This window comes from Pseudonocardia benzenivorans CB1190, assembly GCF_000196675.2.
Lineage (GTDB): Bacteria > Actinomycetota > Actinomycetes > Mycobacteriales > Pseudonocardiaceae > Pseudonocardia > Pseudonocardia benzenivorans.
Map to the genome: position 1 here is coordinate 6,679,905 of NC_015312.1, position 16,606 is coordinate 6,696,510.

The window sequence follows — 16,606 nt, forward strand, 5'->3', positions numbered from 1 at the left end:
CGCGGATCGTCACGGATCGGTGCGCCACGGGCTCGCGTCCGGCGTCGACGCGACGGATGCTGGGAGGACGCGACGAGGGCGCCGGGGGTGCGGCGCCCGGGACCGCACCGCCCGGCGGAAGGTGACGCCCGTGCCCACACCGATCGTGGACGCGAACGTCCACGCCGTCGTCCCGTCGGTGACCGCGCTGCTGCCGTACCTCCCGGCGTTCTGGCGCGAGCAGGTCGCGACGACCGCGTTCCGCGGCGCACCGGAGTCGGCGTGGCCGCCGGGGATGCCGATGTCGCGGCACCCCGACGCGCGGGTCCCCGCCTCCGGCCCGCCGGGCAGCGACCTCGCCCTGCTGCGTGAACAGGTCCTCGACCTGCCCGGGATCGAGTCGGCGGTCCTGCAGTGCGCCTACGCGATCGAGTCCATCCGCAACCCCGACGGCGCGGCCGCGGTGGCGGCGGCGGTCAACGACTGGCTCGTCGCCGAGTGGCTGGAGCCCGAGCCGCGACTGCGCGCGTCGATGGTCGTGCCGAGCCACACCCCCGGGGCGGCGGTGGCCGAGATCGAGCGCGTCGGCGACCATCCCGGGTTCGTCCAGGTGTTCCTGCCGATCCGCTCGGCGATGCCCTACGGCCGCCGCGAGTACCACCCGCTGCACGCGGCGGCGGCCGAGCGCGGGCTCGTCGTCGGTCTCGGGTACGGCGGCCTCACCGGCAACGCGCCGACCGGCGTGGGCTGGCCGACGTACCTGGTCGAGGAGTTCGTCGGCATGGCCGCCGTCGCGCAGTCGCAGCTCATGAGCCTGGTCGTCGAGGGAGTGTTCGACGCGGTGCCTGCGCTGCGCGCGGTCGTCGTCGAGGCCGGGTTCACCTGGCTGCCCGCGATGCTGTGGCGGCTGGACAAGAACTGGAAGGGGCTGCGCCGCGAGGTGCCGTGGCTGCGACGCGCGCCGTCGGAGTACGTCCGCGAGCACGTCCGGTTCACCACCGGCCCGGCCGACGCGCCGGCCGCGGGCCTGCGCCACGTCCTCGACGACATGTGGGGCGCCGAACTGCTGCTCTACGGCTCGGGCTACCCGCACGACGTCGTCGCGGATCCGCGGGCAGCGGTCCCGGCCCACTTCACCGACGAGGAGGCGACGGCGATGCTGTCCGGCACCGCGCGAGAGCTCTACGGGCTCGGCTCACCGGCGGGTGCGCGGTGACGGCGCTGGAGGAGCGGCCCGCGGCCCCGGCGCGCACCACGTGGATCGACTGCGACGTCCACATCGCCATGCCGTCACCGGCCGCGCTGCGGGAGAACCTGCCCGAGGAGTGGCGGGAGCGCCACGACCGCTACGGCGGCAACCCCTTCCACGCCTCGCTCTACCCGCGGATGGCGCTCGGCGCGGCCCGCACCGACGCCTGGCCGCCCGACGGCTCGGCGCCCGGGTCGAGCCTGCCGTTCCTGCGCGAGCAGCTGCTCGACCGCTGGGCCATCGAGTACGCGGTCCTCGGCCCGATCGTGCGGCCCGACCAGGCCGGGATGCGCAACCCCGGGTACGCCGCCGCGCTCGCCCGCGCCACCAACGACTGGGTCGTGCGCGAGTGGCTCGACCCGGACCCGCGGCTGCGCAGCTCGATCGTCGTCCCCGTCGAGGACACCGAGTACGCCGTCGCCGAGATCGAGCGGGTCGCGGGCGACCCGCGGTTCGTGCAGGTGTACCTGCAGATCAAGACGTCGGCCCCGTTGGGGAACCGGCGCTACTGGCCGATCTACGAGGCGGCGGCGGCGCACGACCTGCCCGTCAGCATCCATTTCGGCGGCGTCGGCGGACACCCGAGCACCGCGGCGGGCTGGGCGTCGTACTACCTGGAGGACCACGCGGGCAACGCCCAGACCTTCCAGCACCAGCTGGTGAGCCTCGTGTGCTCGGGCGTCCTCGAGCGGCTGCCGGACCTGCGGATCGTGCTCATCGAGGGCGGGGTCGCCTGGGCACCGGCGCTGGTGTGGCGGCTCGACGCGGCGTTCGAACGGATGCACGACGAGGTGCCGCACCTGACCAGGCGGCCGTCGGAGTACGTCGCCGACCACGTCTGGTTCACGACTCAGCCGGTCGAGGAACCGCCCGACCCGCGCAGCCTCGCCCGGGTGTTCGACGACCTGCCCTGCCTGCGCGACCGCGTCATGTACTCCAGCGACTACCCGCACTGGGACTTCGACGCGCCCGACCAGGTCCTGCGCACCGTGCCGCTGGACGCGGCGCTGCGCGCGAAGATCATGACCGGGAACGCCCGCGAGCTGTACCGGCTGCCGCGATGACCCGGCACGTCGTCGCCAGGGTCGGCGACGTCCCGCCCGGGTCCAGGGTGCTGGTCACCCTCGACGGCCGGGAGATCGGCGTCTTCAACGTCGACGGCGAGTTCTTCGCCGTCCGCAACCGCTGCCCGCACCAGGCGGGCCCGCTGTGCGAGGGCATCCTGACCCGGCCGGTGTCCTCGACGCGCCCGGGCGAGTACGCGTTCACCGAGGAGGGCGGCATCCTGCGCTGCCCGTGGCACCAGTGGGAGTTCGACCTCGCGACGGGTCGCTCGTGGTGCGATCCCGACCGCGTGCGCGTGCGGTCCTACCCGGTGGTCGTCGAGCGCGGCGGCGCCGACGTCCGCGTCCCCGGCCCCTATACGGCCGAGACGTTCCCGGTGGCGGTCGAGGACGAGTACGTCGTCGTCGACCTCGGCGGCCGCCTGCCGTCCTAGACTCCGGTGGCGTGGGAGCACCGCAGGTCCGGGTACCGGGGGACGTCCTGGTGCACCTGCGCCGGGCGCGCGACCACATCGACCGGCACTACACCGAGCCGCTGGATCTCGAGGCCGTCGCGGCCGTGGCGGGCATCAGCAAGTACCACTTCCAGCGGCTGTTCACCGCGGCCTACGGCCTGTCCCCCGCGGCCCACCTGTCGCAGCGACGCGTCGAGCGGGCCCAGGACCTGTTGCGCGCCACCAACCTCACCGTCACCGAGGTGTGCCATGCGGTGGGCTTCTCGAGCCTGGGGTCGTTCAGCAGCCGGTTCCGCGAGATCGTCGGCGAGACGCCGAAGGAGTTCCAGCGGCGCTGGGCGGAGACGGGCGCGCCGCACGTCCCGGGCTGCTGGGTGTTCATGTGGGGGCTCGCGGAGCGGAGGTCGCCAGGCTCCGCAATCCAGGAGAAGCCCGCCGACCCGTCGGGCTCCTAGCCTTGACCGCATGATCACGAACATCTCCATCACCAGCGTCTTCGTCAAGGACGTCGACGAGTCCAAGGCCTTCTACATCGACGTGCTCGGCTTCGAGGAGCACACCGACATCACCATCGGCGACGGCTATCGGTGGTGCACGGTCAAGCACCCCAACCAGCCCGAGCTGCAGGTGCACCTGACGGTCCCCGGGCCGCCGTTCTCGCCCGAGATGGTCGACGCGATCAACCGCTCGCTCGACGGCGGCGGCATGAACGGGCTGGGCATGAACGTCGACGACTGCCGCAAGACCTACGAGGACCTGGTGTCCAAGGGCGTGCAGTTCGTCAACCCGCCCGAGGAGCGCCCGTACGGCGTCGAGGCGGTGGCCCGTGACAACTCCGGGAACTGGATGGTCCTCGTCGAGCCGCGCGCGTTCACCCCCGCCGACTTCGACTGATCGTCGGGGCCGATCTGCCGGGAGGTGTCCGGGACCACTGTCGTCGGCGGCCGTCGGGGAGGATGCTGGGGAGACCGCCGCCACCGCCCTCGGGAGCGCTGCTGCGGGATGGGTGATCCCCTTCCGAGCGTTGGACGTGGTGGTAGGCCCACGACGGAAGGAACCCGGACATGAGCCAGACCGAGAAGGCGATCCTCGCCGGAGGGTGCTTCTGGGGAATGCAGGACCTGATCCGCCGCCGACCCGGCGTCGTCACGACGCGCGTCGGCTACACCGGTGGCGACGTCCCCAACGCCACCTACCGCAACCACGGCACGCACGCCGAGGCCATCGAGATCGTCTACGACCCGGCCGACACGAGCTACCGCGAGATCCTCGAGTTCTTCTTCCAGATCCACGACCCGACCACGAAGAACCGGCAGGGCAACGACATCGGCACGTCCTACCGGTCGGCGATCTACTACATGAACGACGAGCAGCGCGACATCGCCCTGGACACCATCGCCGACGTCGAGGCGTCGGGGCTGTGGCCCGGCAAGGTCGTGACCGAGGTGGAGCCGGCGGGCCCGTTCTGGGAGGCCGAGCCCGAGCACCAGGACTACCTGGAGCGCTACCCCAACGGCTACACCTGCCACTTCCCGCGGCCGGGCTGGGTGCTGCCCAAGCGCGACGCCAGCGCGACCGCCTGACCCCGTCGACCCGACGCGGCCGTCCTGCCACGTGCAGGGCGGCCGCGGCGTGCGTCAGGCCGGGTGGGGCGCCAGCTCGGCGGTGTGCCGGTGGCGGTGCGGCGGTCCGGCGTGGATCTGCACCGCGTAGACCACCCACCCCACGACCGACAGCCCGAGCCACGTGATCAGCCGGTACACCAGGACGGTCGCCGCCGCGGGGCCCGCCCCGACGCCCGCGGCGAGGAGCGTGCCCAGCAGCCCGGCCTCGGCGAGCCCGGCGCCGCCGGGGAGGATCTGCAGCGCGATGCTCGCCTGCACCGCGAGGAACCCCAGCGCCAGCCCCGACCACGCGACCGGGATGCCGACGGCCATGGCCGCCGCGGTGAGCGCCAGGTAGTCGAGGCCCCAGCTCAGCGTCGCGAGCCCGATCAGCACGACCCACTGCAGCGGCGTCGGACGCAGGATGCCGATCCGTGCGGTGATCCGGTCGGCGACCGCACCCGGGTCGAGCGCCCACGCGCCGCGGCAGTGGTGGCACAGCCACGGCAGCCGCCGTCCGACGTGCAGCAACCCGGTGAGCGCCCGGCGCAGCACCACCGGCCGGGTGACGACGACCCACAGCAGCGCCGAGCCGCCCGCGACGACGAGCCCCAGCACGACCGCGAGCCACACCGGCAGCCAGCCGGCCGCGCCCGCGACGACCATCGCGAGGCCGATCAGCACGATCGTCGACAACGCGCCGGGGAGCACCACCGACCACGACGCGAGGGTGGCGTCGACGCCGCGGCGGCGCAGCCGGGTGATCGAGTAGGCCATCGACCCCGCGCCGCCGACGACCGGCACCGTGTTGGAGATCGCGTTCTCCGCGAACGTGATCGCCTGCATCGTGCCGATCCCGATGGGGGCTCCCGCGACGACCAGCAACCGCCGGTGCAGCTCCCCGTACGTCGCGAGCGCGACCAGGGCCAGCAACGCGCAGATCCCGGTCCAGGTCCAGCTGAGGTCGGCGAGCGCGGTGCCGGCCTCGTCGGCCGAACGCAGCAGGTCGGGCGCCTGCCACGCGAGCCAGCCCAGTGCCGCGAGGACCAGCGCCCAGTGCGCGATCGACTTCGCGTGCGCCCGGACCGGGCCCAGCGCGGACCGCAGTCCAGTACCTGCGGTCATGTCTGTCCTCACGGTCGCCGTCGGGTCTCGGACTTCCACGGTCGTCCCGCGAGCGCGCTTCTGCAAGCCTCCCGGCGGTACCGGGCGCTCAGGAACGCCGGGCGCGGACGAGCAGGACGATCGCGAACGCCACCAGCCACAGGCTCCACAGCACGTAGCCGGCGAAGTTGGCGAGATCGACGAGCGGCAGCCCGACCGGCGAGAACACCCCGACGAACACCAGCACCGCCGAGGCCGCGCCGAGCGCGACGAACCAGCGACCCGCGAAGCGCGTCCCGAGCGCGACGAGCACCAGCCCGGTCCACAGCGCCGTGAGCAGGTAGCCGCCGGTCTCGCCGACGACCGTGCCGAGCACGCGGTTGGCCGTCGCGAACGCGTCGACGTCGCCGGAGGCCGCCCAGCCCGGCACGAGCAGCGGCCACCGCAGCAGGCCCACGACCTGCACGACCGCCGCGGCGATCCCGACCGGGACGGCCCACCGCATGGCCCGGGCCGCCGAGAGCCTGCCGACGCCGATCGCGACCGGCGCCAGCAGCGCCGCGCCGAGCGCGAGCGCCAGGAACCACGCGCTCACGGCGCCCTGCGCGGCGCGGAACGCGGCGAGGGCCTCGGCCGCCGGGTGCTCGAGGACGTCCGGATAGTCGAAGACGGCGCCCAGTCCGGTGAAGGCGACGTCGGCGATCACCGCGGCCGCGATCATCGTGACGGCGGTGCCGCGGCAGACGGCCGTCGTCGCACGGGCCGGGCCCGCAGCGGTGAGATCGGTCGGGTTCACGGTGTCCTCCTGGTGGTGGCGCCGGCCGCGATGTGGGCGACCAGCAGGGTCTCGGGGTGCTCGGCCAGGTGGTCCCGGGCGAGCAGGCGGGCGCGGTCGTCGTCGCCCGTGAGGTGCGCACGGGCGATCGCGACGAGCTGGCGGCCGCGCAGGTCGGCGGCGGCCGCGGCGGCCCGGTCGAGCAGCGCGGGCCACCCGGGACCGACGAGCGCCGTCGCGACGAGGACGGTCACGTCCTCGCTGGTCGCGGACAGGGCCCGGAGCTCGCCGATCGCCCGGTCGTCGCCCGCGACGAGCCCGCGGACCAGTGCGTCGGTGCGGTCGGCTGCGGTCATGGCGGAACGCTCCCGCGGGCCGCTGACGATCCGCTGACGGTTCCGCTGACGGCGGCGGCCTCCTACGCTCCCGGCGTGCTCACCGTCGCGGTGCTGGGTCGCGTCGAGGTCCGCCGCGACGGCGAGGTGCTGCCCGTCCCCGGCGGTCTGACGTCGGCCCTGCTGGTGCGGCTGGCGCTCGACGCCGGCGCGCCGGTGCGCACCGAGCGGCTGGTGGCCGAGCTGTGGCCGCACGATCCGGCCGCCCGGCCGAACACGCTGCAGGTGAAGGCCTCCCAGCTGCGCCGCGCGCTCGGCGACCCGGCGCTGCTCGTCGGCGACACCGCCGGCTACACCCTCGTCGTCGAGCCGGATGCGGTCGACGCCGTGGTGGCCGAACGGCTCGCCGCGACCGGGTCGGCACTGCTGGCCGCCGGCGATGCCGCCGGGGCCGCGCGCGCCTGCGCGGCCGGGCTCGCGCTGTTCGGGCCGGAGGTGCTCCCCGGCGCCGGGGAGTGGGCGGCGCCGCACCGCGCACGCCTGGAGGAGACCCGGACCCGGCTGGCCGAGGACGGGCTCGCGGCTCGGCTCGCCCAGGGTGAGGCGGGCGAGCTCGTCGGCGAGCTGGAGACGCTGATCGCGGCGAACTCGTTGCGCGAGCGGCTGTGGACGCTGCTCGTGAGGGCGCTCTACCGGGCCGGCCGGCAGTCCGACGCCCTCGCCGCGCACCGCCGCGTCACCCGGCGGCTCGCCGACGAGCTGGGCGTCGACCCGGGCCCGGAGCTGGCGGCCGTCGCGCGGGACGTGCTCGCCCACGACCCGTCGCTCGACCCGGTGCCGCGGCCCCGGGGCAACCTCCCGGCGCTGATGTCACCACTGGTCGGGCGGGCCGACGACCTCGCGGGCCTCGCCGCCGACCTGGCCGGGCAGCGGTTGGTGACACTCGTCGGGCCGGCGGGCGTCGGCAAGACGAGGCTCGCGGTCGAGGCGGCCCGGGTCGCGGGCGGGGCGTGGCTCGTCCGCCTCGACGGGGTGCGGACGGCCGACGGAGTCGCCGCCGCGCTGGCCGACGTCGTTCCCGGTGTCGACGCGGCCGACCCGGCCGCGGGCGTGCGCGGCGCCGGGCACCTCCTGCTGCTCGACACCTGCGAGCACCTGGTCGACGACGTCGCGGCGCTCGTCGCGGACCTGCTCGCCGCCGCGCCCCGGATCCGGGTGCTGGCCACGAGCCGGCGCCGGCTCGGGCTCGACGGCGAGCACGTCCGGCCAGTCGAACCGCTGCCGGAGCCCGACGCCGTCGCGCTGTTCCGGGCCCGGGCCGCCCGGCCCGGCGACGATCCCGCACCCGTCGACGCGCTGTGCCGGGCCCTGGACCGGTTGCCCCTCGCGCTGGAGCTCGCCGCCGCCCGCACCCGGGTGCTGACCGTCCCCGAGATCGTCGCCCGGCTCGACGACCGGTTCGCGCTCCTCACCGATCCCGCCGCCCGCGGCCGCTCGCTGGACGCGGCGCTGGCCTGGTCCTACGACCTGCTCTTCCCCGACGACCAGCGCGGCCTGTGGGCGCTCGCCCGGTTCCCCGACGGCGCGGGCCCCGACGTCGCCGCGCACGTGCTGGCGGCGCTCGGCGTGCCGGCGGCCGCGACGCTGGACGTCGTCGACCGGCTCGTCGAGCGGTCGCTCGCGACTGTCGGCACCGACCGCACCGGCGCCAGCCGCTACCGGCTGCTCGACAGCGTGCGCCTCTTCGCGACGGCCCGCGCCGCGGACGCCGGGCAGGACCGCACCGCGGCGGCCGCGATGACGACCTGGGTCGCCGGGTTCGCCGCGGACGTCGACGCCCGCGTCCGCGGCCCGGGGCAGGCCGGCTGCGTGGGCGCCGTCGCCACCGAGCGGGCGACGGTCGACGCCGCGCTCTTGCACGCCCGCACCCACGACCCGGTCACCGGCCTGGGGATCGTCGCCGACCTCGGCTGGGCCTGGGTGCTGCTGGACGACACCGCGGCCGCCGCCCGGCTGCGCGCGGCCCGGCTCGCGGCCCCCGACGCGCCCGCGGGCCTGCGGGACCGCGCGCTGCTGCTGGAGGCCTGGCACGAGGCGATGTCGGGGGACCTGCGCGCCGCCCGGACCGCGCTCGACGCCGCAGGGCCGGGCACCGTCGACGCCGATCGGGTCGCGGGATTCGTGCTGTTCCAGGAGAACGACCCCGTCGCGTCGCTGCAGGCGTTGCGGCGCAGCCGGTCCGCCGCCGCGGACCGGGGGCTCGCCTGGGAGGAGGGCGCCGCGGCGCTGCTCGCGGCGTTCTCGCACGTCGCGCTCGGGGACGTCGCGGCGGCCCGCACGGCGTGCGAGGAGGCGATCGGCATCGTCGGGCCGCTCGGCGACGCCTGGGGCCTCGCCCACGCCGAGGCCGCGCTCGGCCGCATCGCGCACGCCGAGCACCGCTTCGCCGACGCCGCCGGGCACCACGAGCGCGCCGCCGAGTCCGCCGCCCGGCTCGGCGCGTCGGGTGCCGCGGCGCTGCACCGGGTCCACCTCGGACGCGCCCGGCTCGACGGCGGCGACCCCGCCGCGGCCGACACCCTCCGCCACGCGGTCGCCGAGGCCGACCAGGCCGGTGACCTGCGGCTGCTCGCGGTCGCGCGCACCGCGCTCGCCGAGGCGCTGGCCGCGGCCGGCGACCGCGACGGGGCCCGGGCCCTGCTGGCGCCGGTGCAGGCGTTCTACGCCGAGGCGGGCGGCGGCGAAGGGGCCGACGACGCCGCCCGCGTGCTGGCGACGCTCACCCGTGACGCGCCGCACCCCGCGGCCGCGCAGCTGCCCGACGAGCGCTGATACCCACCGGGCATCACAGACGCCCGGACAGGTCTTGGACCCGACCGTCCCCGCGGGCGCACCGTGGCCACATGGACATCAGCAACTCACTCGCAGGGACCGGGATCGTGCTTCTCGGCGGGACGTCGGGCGTCGGCCTGGCGACGGCCCGGCTGGCGGCCGACGCGGGCGCGCAGGTCACCGTCGTCTCCAGCCGCCGGTCCAGTGTGGACAAGGCACTCGCGGAGCTCCCCGCGTCGGCGCGCGGCGTCGCCGCGAACCTGACCGACCCCGCCGCGGTGGCGGCCGTGTTCGACGAGCTCGGCACCGTCGACCACGTCGTCTTCACGGCGGGCGAGCCGCTGTCGCTCATGTCGGTCGAGGACCTCGACCTCGACGGGGCGCGCGCGTTCTTCGAGCTCCGCTACTTCGGCGCGCTCGCCGCGGTGCACGCCGCCGTGCCGCACGTGCGCGACGGCGGCTCCATCACCCTGACGACGGGCTCCGCCGCCGCACGACCTGCTCCCGGATGGGCGGTCGCGGCCTCGATCGTCGGCGCCGTGGACGCGCTGACCCGGGCGCTCGCCGTCGAGCTCGCGCCCCGCATCCGGGTCAACGCGGTCTCACCCGGCGTCCTGCGCAGCCCGATGTGGGACGTGCTGCCCCCCGCGGACCGCGACGCGCTCTACGCGGCCGAGGCCGGGTCGGTGCCGCTGGGCCGGGTCGGTGAGGTGGAGGACGCGGCGCTGGCGTACGTGTACTGCATGACGCAACGGTTCGCGACCGGCACCGTGACCGCCGTCGACGGGGGCGCCCTGCTCGCCTGACGCCGAGGTTCGTCAGGGGACGCCGGCCGGGTCAGCCGGGTGGCGCCAGGACCGTGCAGGGACTGTCGAGCCCGGCGACGACATCGACGAAGTCCCTGATCAACGGGCTGCGGCGCTGCGCCTGCCAGGCGAGGGCGACCCGGCTCGGACCGATGTCGGTGATCGTCGCGACGGCGATGTCGGGCCGGGTGTAGAAGGCGGCGACCGACGCCGGCAGCACCGCGACCCCGCGGCCGCGGGCGACGTGCTCGAGCTTCTCCTCGACGCCGTAGCGGTCCTCCCCGGGAGGACGCGGCACCCGCTCGCGCATCTCCGTCGCGACCTCGCGCCACTCGGGGACGGCGTCCGGGTTCTGCAGGAGGTGCTCGTCGGCGAGATCGGTGAGCGTCATCTCGTCCTTGCCCGCGAGCCGGTGCGCCGCGGCGACGACCGCGACCCGCGGCTCCTCGGCGATCCCGATCACCCGCAGGCCGCGCTCGTCGACGGGCAGCCGCACGTAGGAGACGTCGGCCCGGCCGTCGTGCAGCACCTGGACCTGGTCGTCCCATCCGGTGCGGACGACCTGGACCCGCAGCCCGGGCCGACGTGCCTCCAGCGCGACCGCGGCCGCGGTGACGATGAGGCCCGGCATGAAACCGATGGTGAACGTGTCGGTGCCGCGGGCGGCCCTCGCGACCCGGCGGCGCGCGGCGTCGGCGGCGGCCAGGAGCGCGGGCGTGTCGGCGCGCAGGGCCTCCCCCGCCGGCGTCAGCTCGACGCCACGGCGGTCGCGCACGAACAGCGACGCGCCCAGCTCCGCCTCGAGCGCCCGGATCTGCCGGCTGAGCACGGGCTGGGCGATGTGCAGGTGCTGCGCGGCCCGGCCGTAGTTGAGCTCCTCGGCCAGCGCGAGGAAGTAGCGCAGCTTGCGGAGGTCGAGATCGCGCGGCATCGGACCTCCGATCGGCTGGCGACGCGGTGCCTGCCCCCGATCGTCCCAGAACCGCTCACCCGAGGGCGAGACCCAGCCCGTCGGCGGTGCGGCGCAACGCCTCCCACACGTCCGTCGGCAGCGGGACACCGTCGGCCAGACGAGCCGCCCGGGTCCGGGCCTCGGCGTCGCCGGGGGCCAGCACCGGACTCGCGGGGTCGACGGGCCGTGCCGACAGGACCCAGTCGAGGTAGTCGTGGCCCGCGCGCTCGAACTCCGCCTGCGTCCCGAAGTGCGCGGGCGAGAGGTGGATCGAGAGCATGCCGTTGGTGATGCCGCGACCCTCCTCGGTGACCGGGCCCGCACACCCGCCGCCGGTCAGCGCGCCGCCGAGCAGCTCGCACATCAGCGCCAGGCCGGAGCCCTTGTGCTCGCCGAAGGCGCGGATCGCGCCCGTCCCGCGGCTCGCCGACCTGCGCTCGAGCGGCCCGTAGTCGCCGTAGAGGACGTGGGGGTCACCGGAGCGGACGCCGTCGTCGCCGATCAGGGCGTCGGAAGGCAGCGGCTTCCCGCCGAACGACGCGACCTGCACCTTGCCCTCCGCGACCAGCGACGTCGCGAAATCGAGCACGAGCGGCCGCCCCGGCAGCGGCAGCCCGATCGCGAACGGCGCCGTCGAGAACCTGCGCTCGGCGCTGCCGAAGGGCGCCACCAGCGTCGACCCCGCGACGTTCACGAAGTGGATCGCGATCAGACCCGCCGCGACGGCCGTCTCCGCGTAGCGGCCCACCCGCCCGACGTGGCCCGCGTTGCGCAGCGCGACGATCGAGGTCCCGTGCTCCCGGGCCCGGGCGATGCCGAGGTCGGTCGCGTGCGCGGCCGCGGTCTGGCCGAGGCCGCGGTGCGCGTCGAGCACGGCGAACGCCCCGCCGTCGGTGACGACCTCGACGTCCTGGCCCGCGCGCACCAGCCCCGACCCGAGCCAGTCGACGTAGGCCGGCACCCGGACGACGCCGTGGCTGTCGTGCCCGGTCAGGTTGGCGTCGACGAGGTCGCGCGCGACCCGGGCGGCCTCGTCGTCGGCACAGCCCGCCGCCGCGAAGATCCGGCGCAGCAGCGCCTCCAGGTCGTCCGCGGCGACCCGCCGCACCCGCTGGTCGGTCACCGCATCGTCGACAGCCACGACGACGAGCTTGCCGCGCGGCCCGCGCGGTTTCCTGATCCTCAGCGCAGTCGTCATTCCCGGCAGTCGTCATTCTCGGCAGGCGCGCCCGGCATCGTCGACGGACTGCCGATCAGCTGGTCGACAGGACGGGTTCGCACCCGGAAGATCGACGACACCACCCGAGTGGCCCCCCGATGGGAGAACGCCGAGTGACCAGTGTCGACGAGCTCCGCGCCGTGCCGCTGTTCGGCGAGCTCACCGAGGAGCAGCTGGGCCAGCTCGCGGAGGCGAGCACCGTGGTCGCGATCGAGCCCGGCGCCGAGCTGTTCCACGAGGGCGACCCCGCGGACTTCTGGTGGGCGGTCATCGACGGCGCGGTCGAGCTGAGCCGGCACGTCGGGCGCGAGGAGACGGTCGTCGGGCGGATGGACGTCCCGGGGCGCTGGGCCGGTGGCTTCCGGGCATGGGACGAGCGCGGCGTCTACCTCGCGACGGCCCGGGGCACCGTCGCCGGACGCGTGCTGCGGCTGCCGTCGGACGCGCTCGCGGCATTGGCGCGCAAGTGGTTCCCCTTCGGCAGCCACCTCATCGGCGGGCTCTACCACACGGCACGCTCGATCGAGTCGACCGCGCGGCAGCGGCAGTCGCTCGTCACGCTCGGCACCCTGGCCGCGGGACTCGCCCACGAGATCAACAACCCGGCGGCGGCAGCCGCGCGGACCTCCGACGCGCTGCAGGACACCTGCCACGCGCTGACGTCGTCGCTCGCCGGGCTGGTCGCGTCGGGCATCTCGGCGGCGCAGGTCACGGCGCTCGACGAGCTGCGCGCCGAGCTGCGGACCCGCCCCGACGTCACGAGCCCGCTCGCGCTCGCCGACCTGGAGGGTGACCTGGAGGGCTGGCTCGACGACCACGGCGTCGACCGGGGCTGGGAGATCGCGCCCGGGCTCGCCGCGGCCGGGGCCGACGTCGGCTGGTGCGAGCGCGTCGGCGCGCTGCTCGACGGGCCCGCGCTCGGCCCCGCCCTCGGATGGGTGACGAGCACCGCCGCGGCCGACACCCTGCTGGCCGAGCTCAAGGAGGCGACCGGGCGGATCTCGGAGCTGGTCACCGCGGTGAAGTCGTACTCGCAGATGGACCGCGCGGCGCGGCAGCGGGTCGACGTCACCGAGGGGCTCGACAGCACGCTGACGATGCTGCGCCACCGGCTCGCCGACGGGGTGGCGATCGTCCGCGACTACGCGCCGGACCTGCCCACGATCGACGCCTACGCCAGCGAGCTCAACCAGGTCTGGACCAACCTGGTCACGAACGCCGCCGACGCCATGGCCGGTACCGGCACCCTCCGGGTGTCGACGCGGGCCGACGGCGGCGCCGTGGTCGTGACGATCGCCGACACCGGCCCGGGGATGACGCCGGAGGTCGCCGCCCGGGCGTTCGACGTGTTCTTCTCGACCAAGGACGTCGGCAAGGGGACGGGTCTGGGCCTGGACATCGCGCGGCGGATCGTCGTGGAGCGTCACGGCGGGACGATCACGATCGACTCCGCGCCCGGCCGGACCGCGCTCGAGGTCCGGCTGCCGATCCGCTGACCGCCGACCGGCCCGTCGGCTGCGCGACATCGCCATGCCGCCGACCGACGGTGCGTCGTCGACGCGGCGGGAGCGCTCGGCCGGCGCGACGGGCCGGGCCCGGAGAGCGCGACGGGCTGGGCCCGGAGAGCCTGGCGCTGGTCCGTCCCGACGGCTGCCTCGGGCTCGTGGCCGACTCCGCCGACCCCGGGTCCTGCGCGGGTACCTGCACGACACCCTGCACGTCGGCGCACGCTCGACGGTCCGACGCGCCGGTCCGACCTGCGGACGAGGCGTCCGTCACGGGACCCGGACGGCGTCGCGGTCCCGCTCTCGGCGGACACACGCTATGATGGGAAGCGATCCCGCCGCCTGTGCGTTGCTCTGGTCCGATGTGGCCGGCCGCTCGCGGTGGCGCGAAGAACCCCGGCCGTCAGGTGGCCGCGTGTTCGGCCGCGGACGTTCCGCGGCACCGGATCCCGCTGGTCCGTGGGCCCCACGGTCGCGCGTATCGGAACGAGAGCCGGCGCGACAGATCGCGGCACGACGCTGACGCAGCGCCACCGTGCCGGACATCCGGAGGAGGAGTTAGTGGCCCGACGAGGCCGGCCCCAGACGAGGGCTCGCCGCAGTGCCCCGCGCGACCGTCGACACACCCGGCCCCAGGGCCCCACCGACGTCGTCTCGGTGCTGGCGCGCGCGTCCCGGGAGGTGGAGACGACCGTCCGCAACGGCCGGATCACCTCGACGACGCGCGCGAAGTTCCAGGCCGTCGCACTGCTGCTGCGCGAGGAGCGGGCCCGCGTCCGGTCCGACGCCGACAGCAGCGAGGCGAAGCGGTCCGAGCAGCTCAAGCGGCTGGAGGGCATCGCGACGATCCTCGCGACCACCGCCGTCCGCGACGCCGCGCTCATGGCGCTGCTCGACGAGGACGCCGTCGTCTCCGACGACGCGCGCCTGCTCAAGCGGGACCTGCTCACGAGCGCGGGCATCGAGCCGCCCCCCGAGGAGGTCCGCGCGCCCGAGCCCGCCGCGGTGGAGAACACGCACCGCGTCGTGCCGCAGTCGGTGGTGTCCCGCCAACTCGCCAACCCCTTCCTCGCACCCGACTTCTCCGCGCCCCGTCCGCCCGCGCCCCGCGCGACGCGGTTGGCCACGTGGGAGCTGCTCGACCCGCTGCTGCGGTCGTTCGAGCGGGCCGCGCCCGGCGCGCCGGCATGCATGACGCTGCCCGACCCCCTGAACCGGACGACCTCGACCGGGCTGGAGCTGATGCCGCACCAGGCCGAGGTCGTCACCGCGGCGGCGGCCGGGCACCGGACCTTCCTGCTCGCCGACGAGCCCGGGCTGGGGAAGACCGCGCAGGCCCTGCTCGCCGCGGAGGCCGCCGACGCGTACCCGCTGCTCGTCGTGGTGCCCAACGTCGTCAAGACGAACTGGGCCCGTGAGGCCGCGCTCTGGACGCCGCGGCGCACGGCCACCGTCATCCACGGCAACGGCGAGACGATCGACGGGTTCGCCGACATCGTCGTCGTCAACTACGAGGTGCTCGACCGCCACGTCGGCTGGCTGGGCGACTTCGGGCTGCGCGGCATGGTCGTCGACGAGGCGCACTTCATCAAGAACAAGTCCTCGCAACGGTCCCAGCACGTCCTGAGCCTGTCCGAGCGGATCCGGGCGCGCACCCCGCAGCCGCTGCTGATGGCGTTGACCGGCACCCCGCTGATCAACGACATCGAGGACTTCCTCGCCATCTGGCAGTTCCTCGGCTGGATCGACGAGAAGAAGCCGCTTCCCGCGCTGATGGCCGCGCTCGACGACACCGGCCTGACCCCCGCCGACCCGGGCTTCTACCCGGCGGCGCGGCAGTGCGTCGTCGACATGGGGATCGTGCGCCGACGCAAGGTCGACGTGGCCGCCGACATCCCGGCCCGCCGGATCGCGGACCTTCCCGTCGAGCTCGACGGGCCCGCGGGCCGCTCCATCCGCGCGGCCGAGCGCGATCTGGCCCGGCGCATGGTGGCGCGGTACGAGAGCGCGCTGGCCGCGCGGCGCGACGGCCCGGAGGTCGACGCCGTCGACGGCATCGACCACGAGCTCGTGCACCAGGTCGCGAGCTGGGAGCAGAAGGACGCGACGTCCGCGTCGTCGGGCGACAACGTCTTCACGATGATGCGGCTCATCGGCCAGGCCAAGGCCGAGCTCGCCGCCGACTACGCGGCCCAGCTGGCGCGGAGTGCCGGCAAGGTCGTCTTCTTCGCCAAGCACGTCGACGTCATGGACGCGGCCGAGGACCTATTCACCCGGCAGGGTGTGCGCTTCTCCTCGATCCGCGGCGAGCAGTCCCGCACCGCCCGGCAGCAGAACGTCGACGCGTTCGTCGAGGACCCGGACGTCGCGATCGCGGTCTGCTCGCTGACCGCCGCCGGTGTGGGCCTGAACCTGCAGGTGGCGTCGGACATCGTGCTCGCGGAGCTGTCCTGGACCGCGGCCGAGCAGACGCAGGCGATCGACCGCTGCCACCGCATCGGTCAGACCGAGCCCGTGACGGCGTGGCGGATCATTGCCGCGCAGACGATCGACGCCCGGATCGCCGAGCTCATCGACGACAAGGGGAACCTCGCCGCCCAGGCCCTCGACGGCGCGGCGCCGGCGGAGGCCTCCTCCTCGACCGACGTCCAGCACGCGGCGCTCGTGGCGTTGCTGACCGCCGCGTTGTCGCGGGATCCGCTCGACGACTGAACCGGGCCGCCCGGC

The 16,606-nt window shown here is 75.2% G+C and carries 15 protein-coding genes; 10 read left to right on the top strand and 5 right to left on the bottom strand.

The window, feature by feature from the left end; genetic code table 11:
- The first annotated feature begins 130 nt into the window (after positions 1–130).
- The 6 genes from PSED_RS31685 to msrA all read left to right on the top strand — a co-directional run bounded on the left by PSED_RS31685 (position 131) and on the right by msrA (position 4,330).
- Positions 131–1,195 carry an amidohydrolase family protein gene (locus tag PSED_RS31685; RefSeq protein WP_049803553.1) on the top strand — a complete coding sequence of 355 codons (1,065 nt, stop codon included), beginning with the start codon at positions 131–133 and terminating at the stop codon, positions 1,193–1,195.
- Entirely contained in the window at positions 1,192–2,292 is a 1,101-nt protein-coding gene (locus PSED_RS31690; protein ID WP_013678303.1) for an amidohydrolase family protein, read from the top strand. Before PSED_RS31685 ends, PSED_RS31690 begins: the two co-directional genes overlap by 4 nt.
- The gene (locus PSED_RS31695) at positions 2,289–2,726 is read left to right on the top strand and encodes a Rieske (2Fe-2S) protein (RefSeq protein WP_013678304.1); all 438 of its coding nucleotides are present in this window, start codon (positions 2,289–2,291) and stop codon (positions 2,724–2,726) included. Before PSED_RS31690 ends, PSED_RS31695 begins: the two co-directional genes overlap by 4 nt.
- A gap of 11 nt (positions 2,727–2,737) precedes the next feature.
- Positions 2,738–3,202, top strand: a complete 465-nt coding sequence (locus tag PSED_RS31700; RefSeq protein ID WP_013678305.1) for a helix-turn-helix transcriptional regulator — start codon at positions 2,738–2,740, stop codon at positions 3,200–3,202.
- Between the two features lie 10 nt (positions 3,203–3,212).
- Positions 3,213–3,641, top strand: coding sequence for a VOC family protein (locus PSED_RS31705; protein WP_013678306.1), 429 nt, complete (start codon positions 3,213–3,215; stop codon positions 3,639–3,641).
- A gap of 170 nt (positions 3,642–3,811) precedes the next feature.
- A complete protein-coding gene (msrA, locus tag PSED_RS31710) occupies positions 3,812–4,330 on the top strand; it encodes a peptide-methionine (S)-S-oxide reductase MsrA (RefSeq protein WP_013678307.1) in 519 nt (172 codons plus the stop codon).
- A 54-nt stretch (positions 4,331–4,384) separates the two neighbouring features.
- Here the strand turns inward: msrA and PSED_RS31715 are convergent, their stop codons facing one another.
- From PSED_RS31715 to PSED_RS31725, 3 genes are all read right to left on the bottom strand, one after another.
- A complete protein-coding gene (locus PSED_RS31715; protein ID WP_013678308.1) occupies positions 4,385–5,476 on the bottom strand; it encodes a lysylphosphatidylglycerol synthase transmembrane domain-containing protein in 1,092 nt (363 codons plus the stop codon).
- Between the two features lie 88 nt (positions 5,477–5,564).
- Positions 5,565–6,251 carry a DUF4386 family protein gene (locus tag PSED_RS31720; protein ID WP_013678309.1) on the bottom strand — a complete coding sequence of 229 codons (687 nt, stop codon included), beginning with the start codon at positions 6,249–6,251 and terminating at the stop codon, positions 5,565–5,567.
- On the bottom strand, positions 6,248–6,586 hold the full coding sequence (locus PSED_RS31725; protein ID WP_041760173.1) for a hypothetical protein: 339 nt from the start codon (positions 6,584–6,586) through the stop codon (positions 6,248–6,250). Before PSED_RS31725 ends, PSED_RS31720 begins: the two co-directional genes overlap by 4 nt.
- A gap of 75 nt (positions 6,587–6,661) precedes the next feature.
- On the opposite strand from PSED_RS31725, the gene PSED_RS31730 reads away from it, so the two are divergent.
- Both PSED_RS31730 and PSED_RS31735 read left to right on the top strand, forming a co-directional pair.
- Positions 6,662–9,397 (top strand): AfsR/SARP family transcriptional regulator, encoded by a 2,736-nt coding sequence (locus tag PSED_RS31730; protein ID WP_049803554.1) that lies wholly within the window; start codon positions 6,662–6,664, stop codon positions 9,395–9,397.
- 71 nt (positions 9,398–9,468) lie between these two features.
- The gene (locus PSED_RS31735) at positions 9,469–10,203 is read left to right on the top strand and encodes an SDR family oxidoreductase (RefSeq protein WP_013678311.1); all 735 of its coding nucleotides are present in this window, start codon (positions 9,469–9,471) and stop codon (positions 10,201–10,203) included.
- Positions 10,204–10,234: 31 nt separating this feature from the next.
- Here PSED_RS31735 and PSED_RS31740 read toward each other — a convergent pair whose 3' ends face one another.
- Both PSED_RS31740 and PSED_RS31745 read right to left on the bottom strand, forming a co-directional pair.
- Entirely contained in the window at positions 10,235–11,134 is a 900-nt protein-coding gene (locus PSED_RS31740; protein WP_013678312.1) for a LysR family transcriptional regulator, read from the bottom strand.
- A gap of 55 nt (positions 11,135–11,189) precedes the next feature.
- On the bottom strand, positions 11,190–12,296 hold the full coding sequence (locus PSED_RS31745; RefSeq protein WP_202946327.1) for a malate/lactate/ureidoglycolate dehydrogenase: 1,107 nt from the start codon (positions 12,294–12,296) through the stop codon (positions 11,190–11,192).
- A gap of 191 nt (positions 12,297–12,487) precedes the next feature.
- On the opposite strand from PSED_RS31745, the gene PSED_RS31750 reads away from it, so the two are divergent.
- Both PSED_RS31750 and PSED_RS31755 read left to right on the top strand, forming a co-directional pair.
- Entirely contained in the window at positions 12,488–13,870 is a 1,383-nt protein-coding gene (locus tag PSED_RS31750) for a sensor histidine kinase (protein ID WP_202946328.1), read from the top strand.
- A 666-nt stretch (positions 13,871–14,536) separates the two neighbouring features.
- The gene (locus PSED_RS31755) at positions 14,537–16,591 is read left to right on the top strand and encodes a DEAD/DEAH box helicase (protein WP_233899222.1); all 2,055 of its coding nucleotides are present in this window, start codon (positions 14,537–14,539) and stop codon (positions 16,589–16,591) included.
- Positions 16,592–16,606: the final 15 nt, after the last annotated feature.

Coding starts and splice junctions, on each gene's coding strand:
- PSED_RS31735 (WP_013678311.1), top strand. CDS start 9,469: ATGGACATCAGCAACTCACTCGCAGGGACCGGGATCGTGCTTCTCGGC.
- PSED_RS31715 (WP_013678308.1), bottom strand. CDS start 5,476: ATGACCGCAGGTACTGGACTGCGGTCCGCGCTGGGCCCGGTCCGGGCG.
- msrA (WP_013678307.1), top strand. CDS start 3,812: ATGAGCCAGACCGAGAAGGCGATCCTCGCCGGAGGGTGCTTCTGGGGA.
- PSED_RS31725 (WP_041760173.1), bottom strand. CDS start 6,586: ATGACCGCAGCCGACCGCACCGACGCACTGGTCCGCGGGCTCGTCGCG.
- PSED_RS31695 (WP_013678304.1), top strand. CDS start 2,289: ATGACCCGGCACGTCGTCGCCAGGGTCGGCGACGTCCCGCCCGGGTCC.
- PSED_RS31705 (WP_013678306.1), top strand. CDS start 3,213: ATGATCACGAACATCTCCATCACCAGCGTCTTCGTCAAGGACGTCGAC.
- PSED_RS31740 (WP_013678312.1), bottom strand. CDS start 11,134: ATGCCGCGCGATCTCGACCTCCGCAAGCTGCGCTACTTCCTCGCGCTG.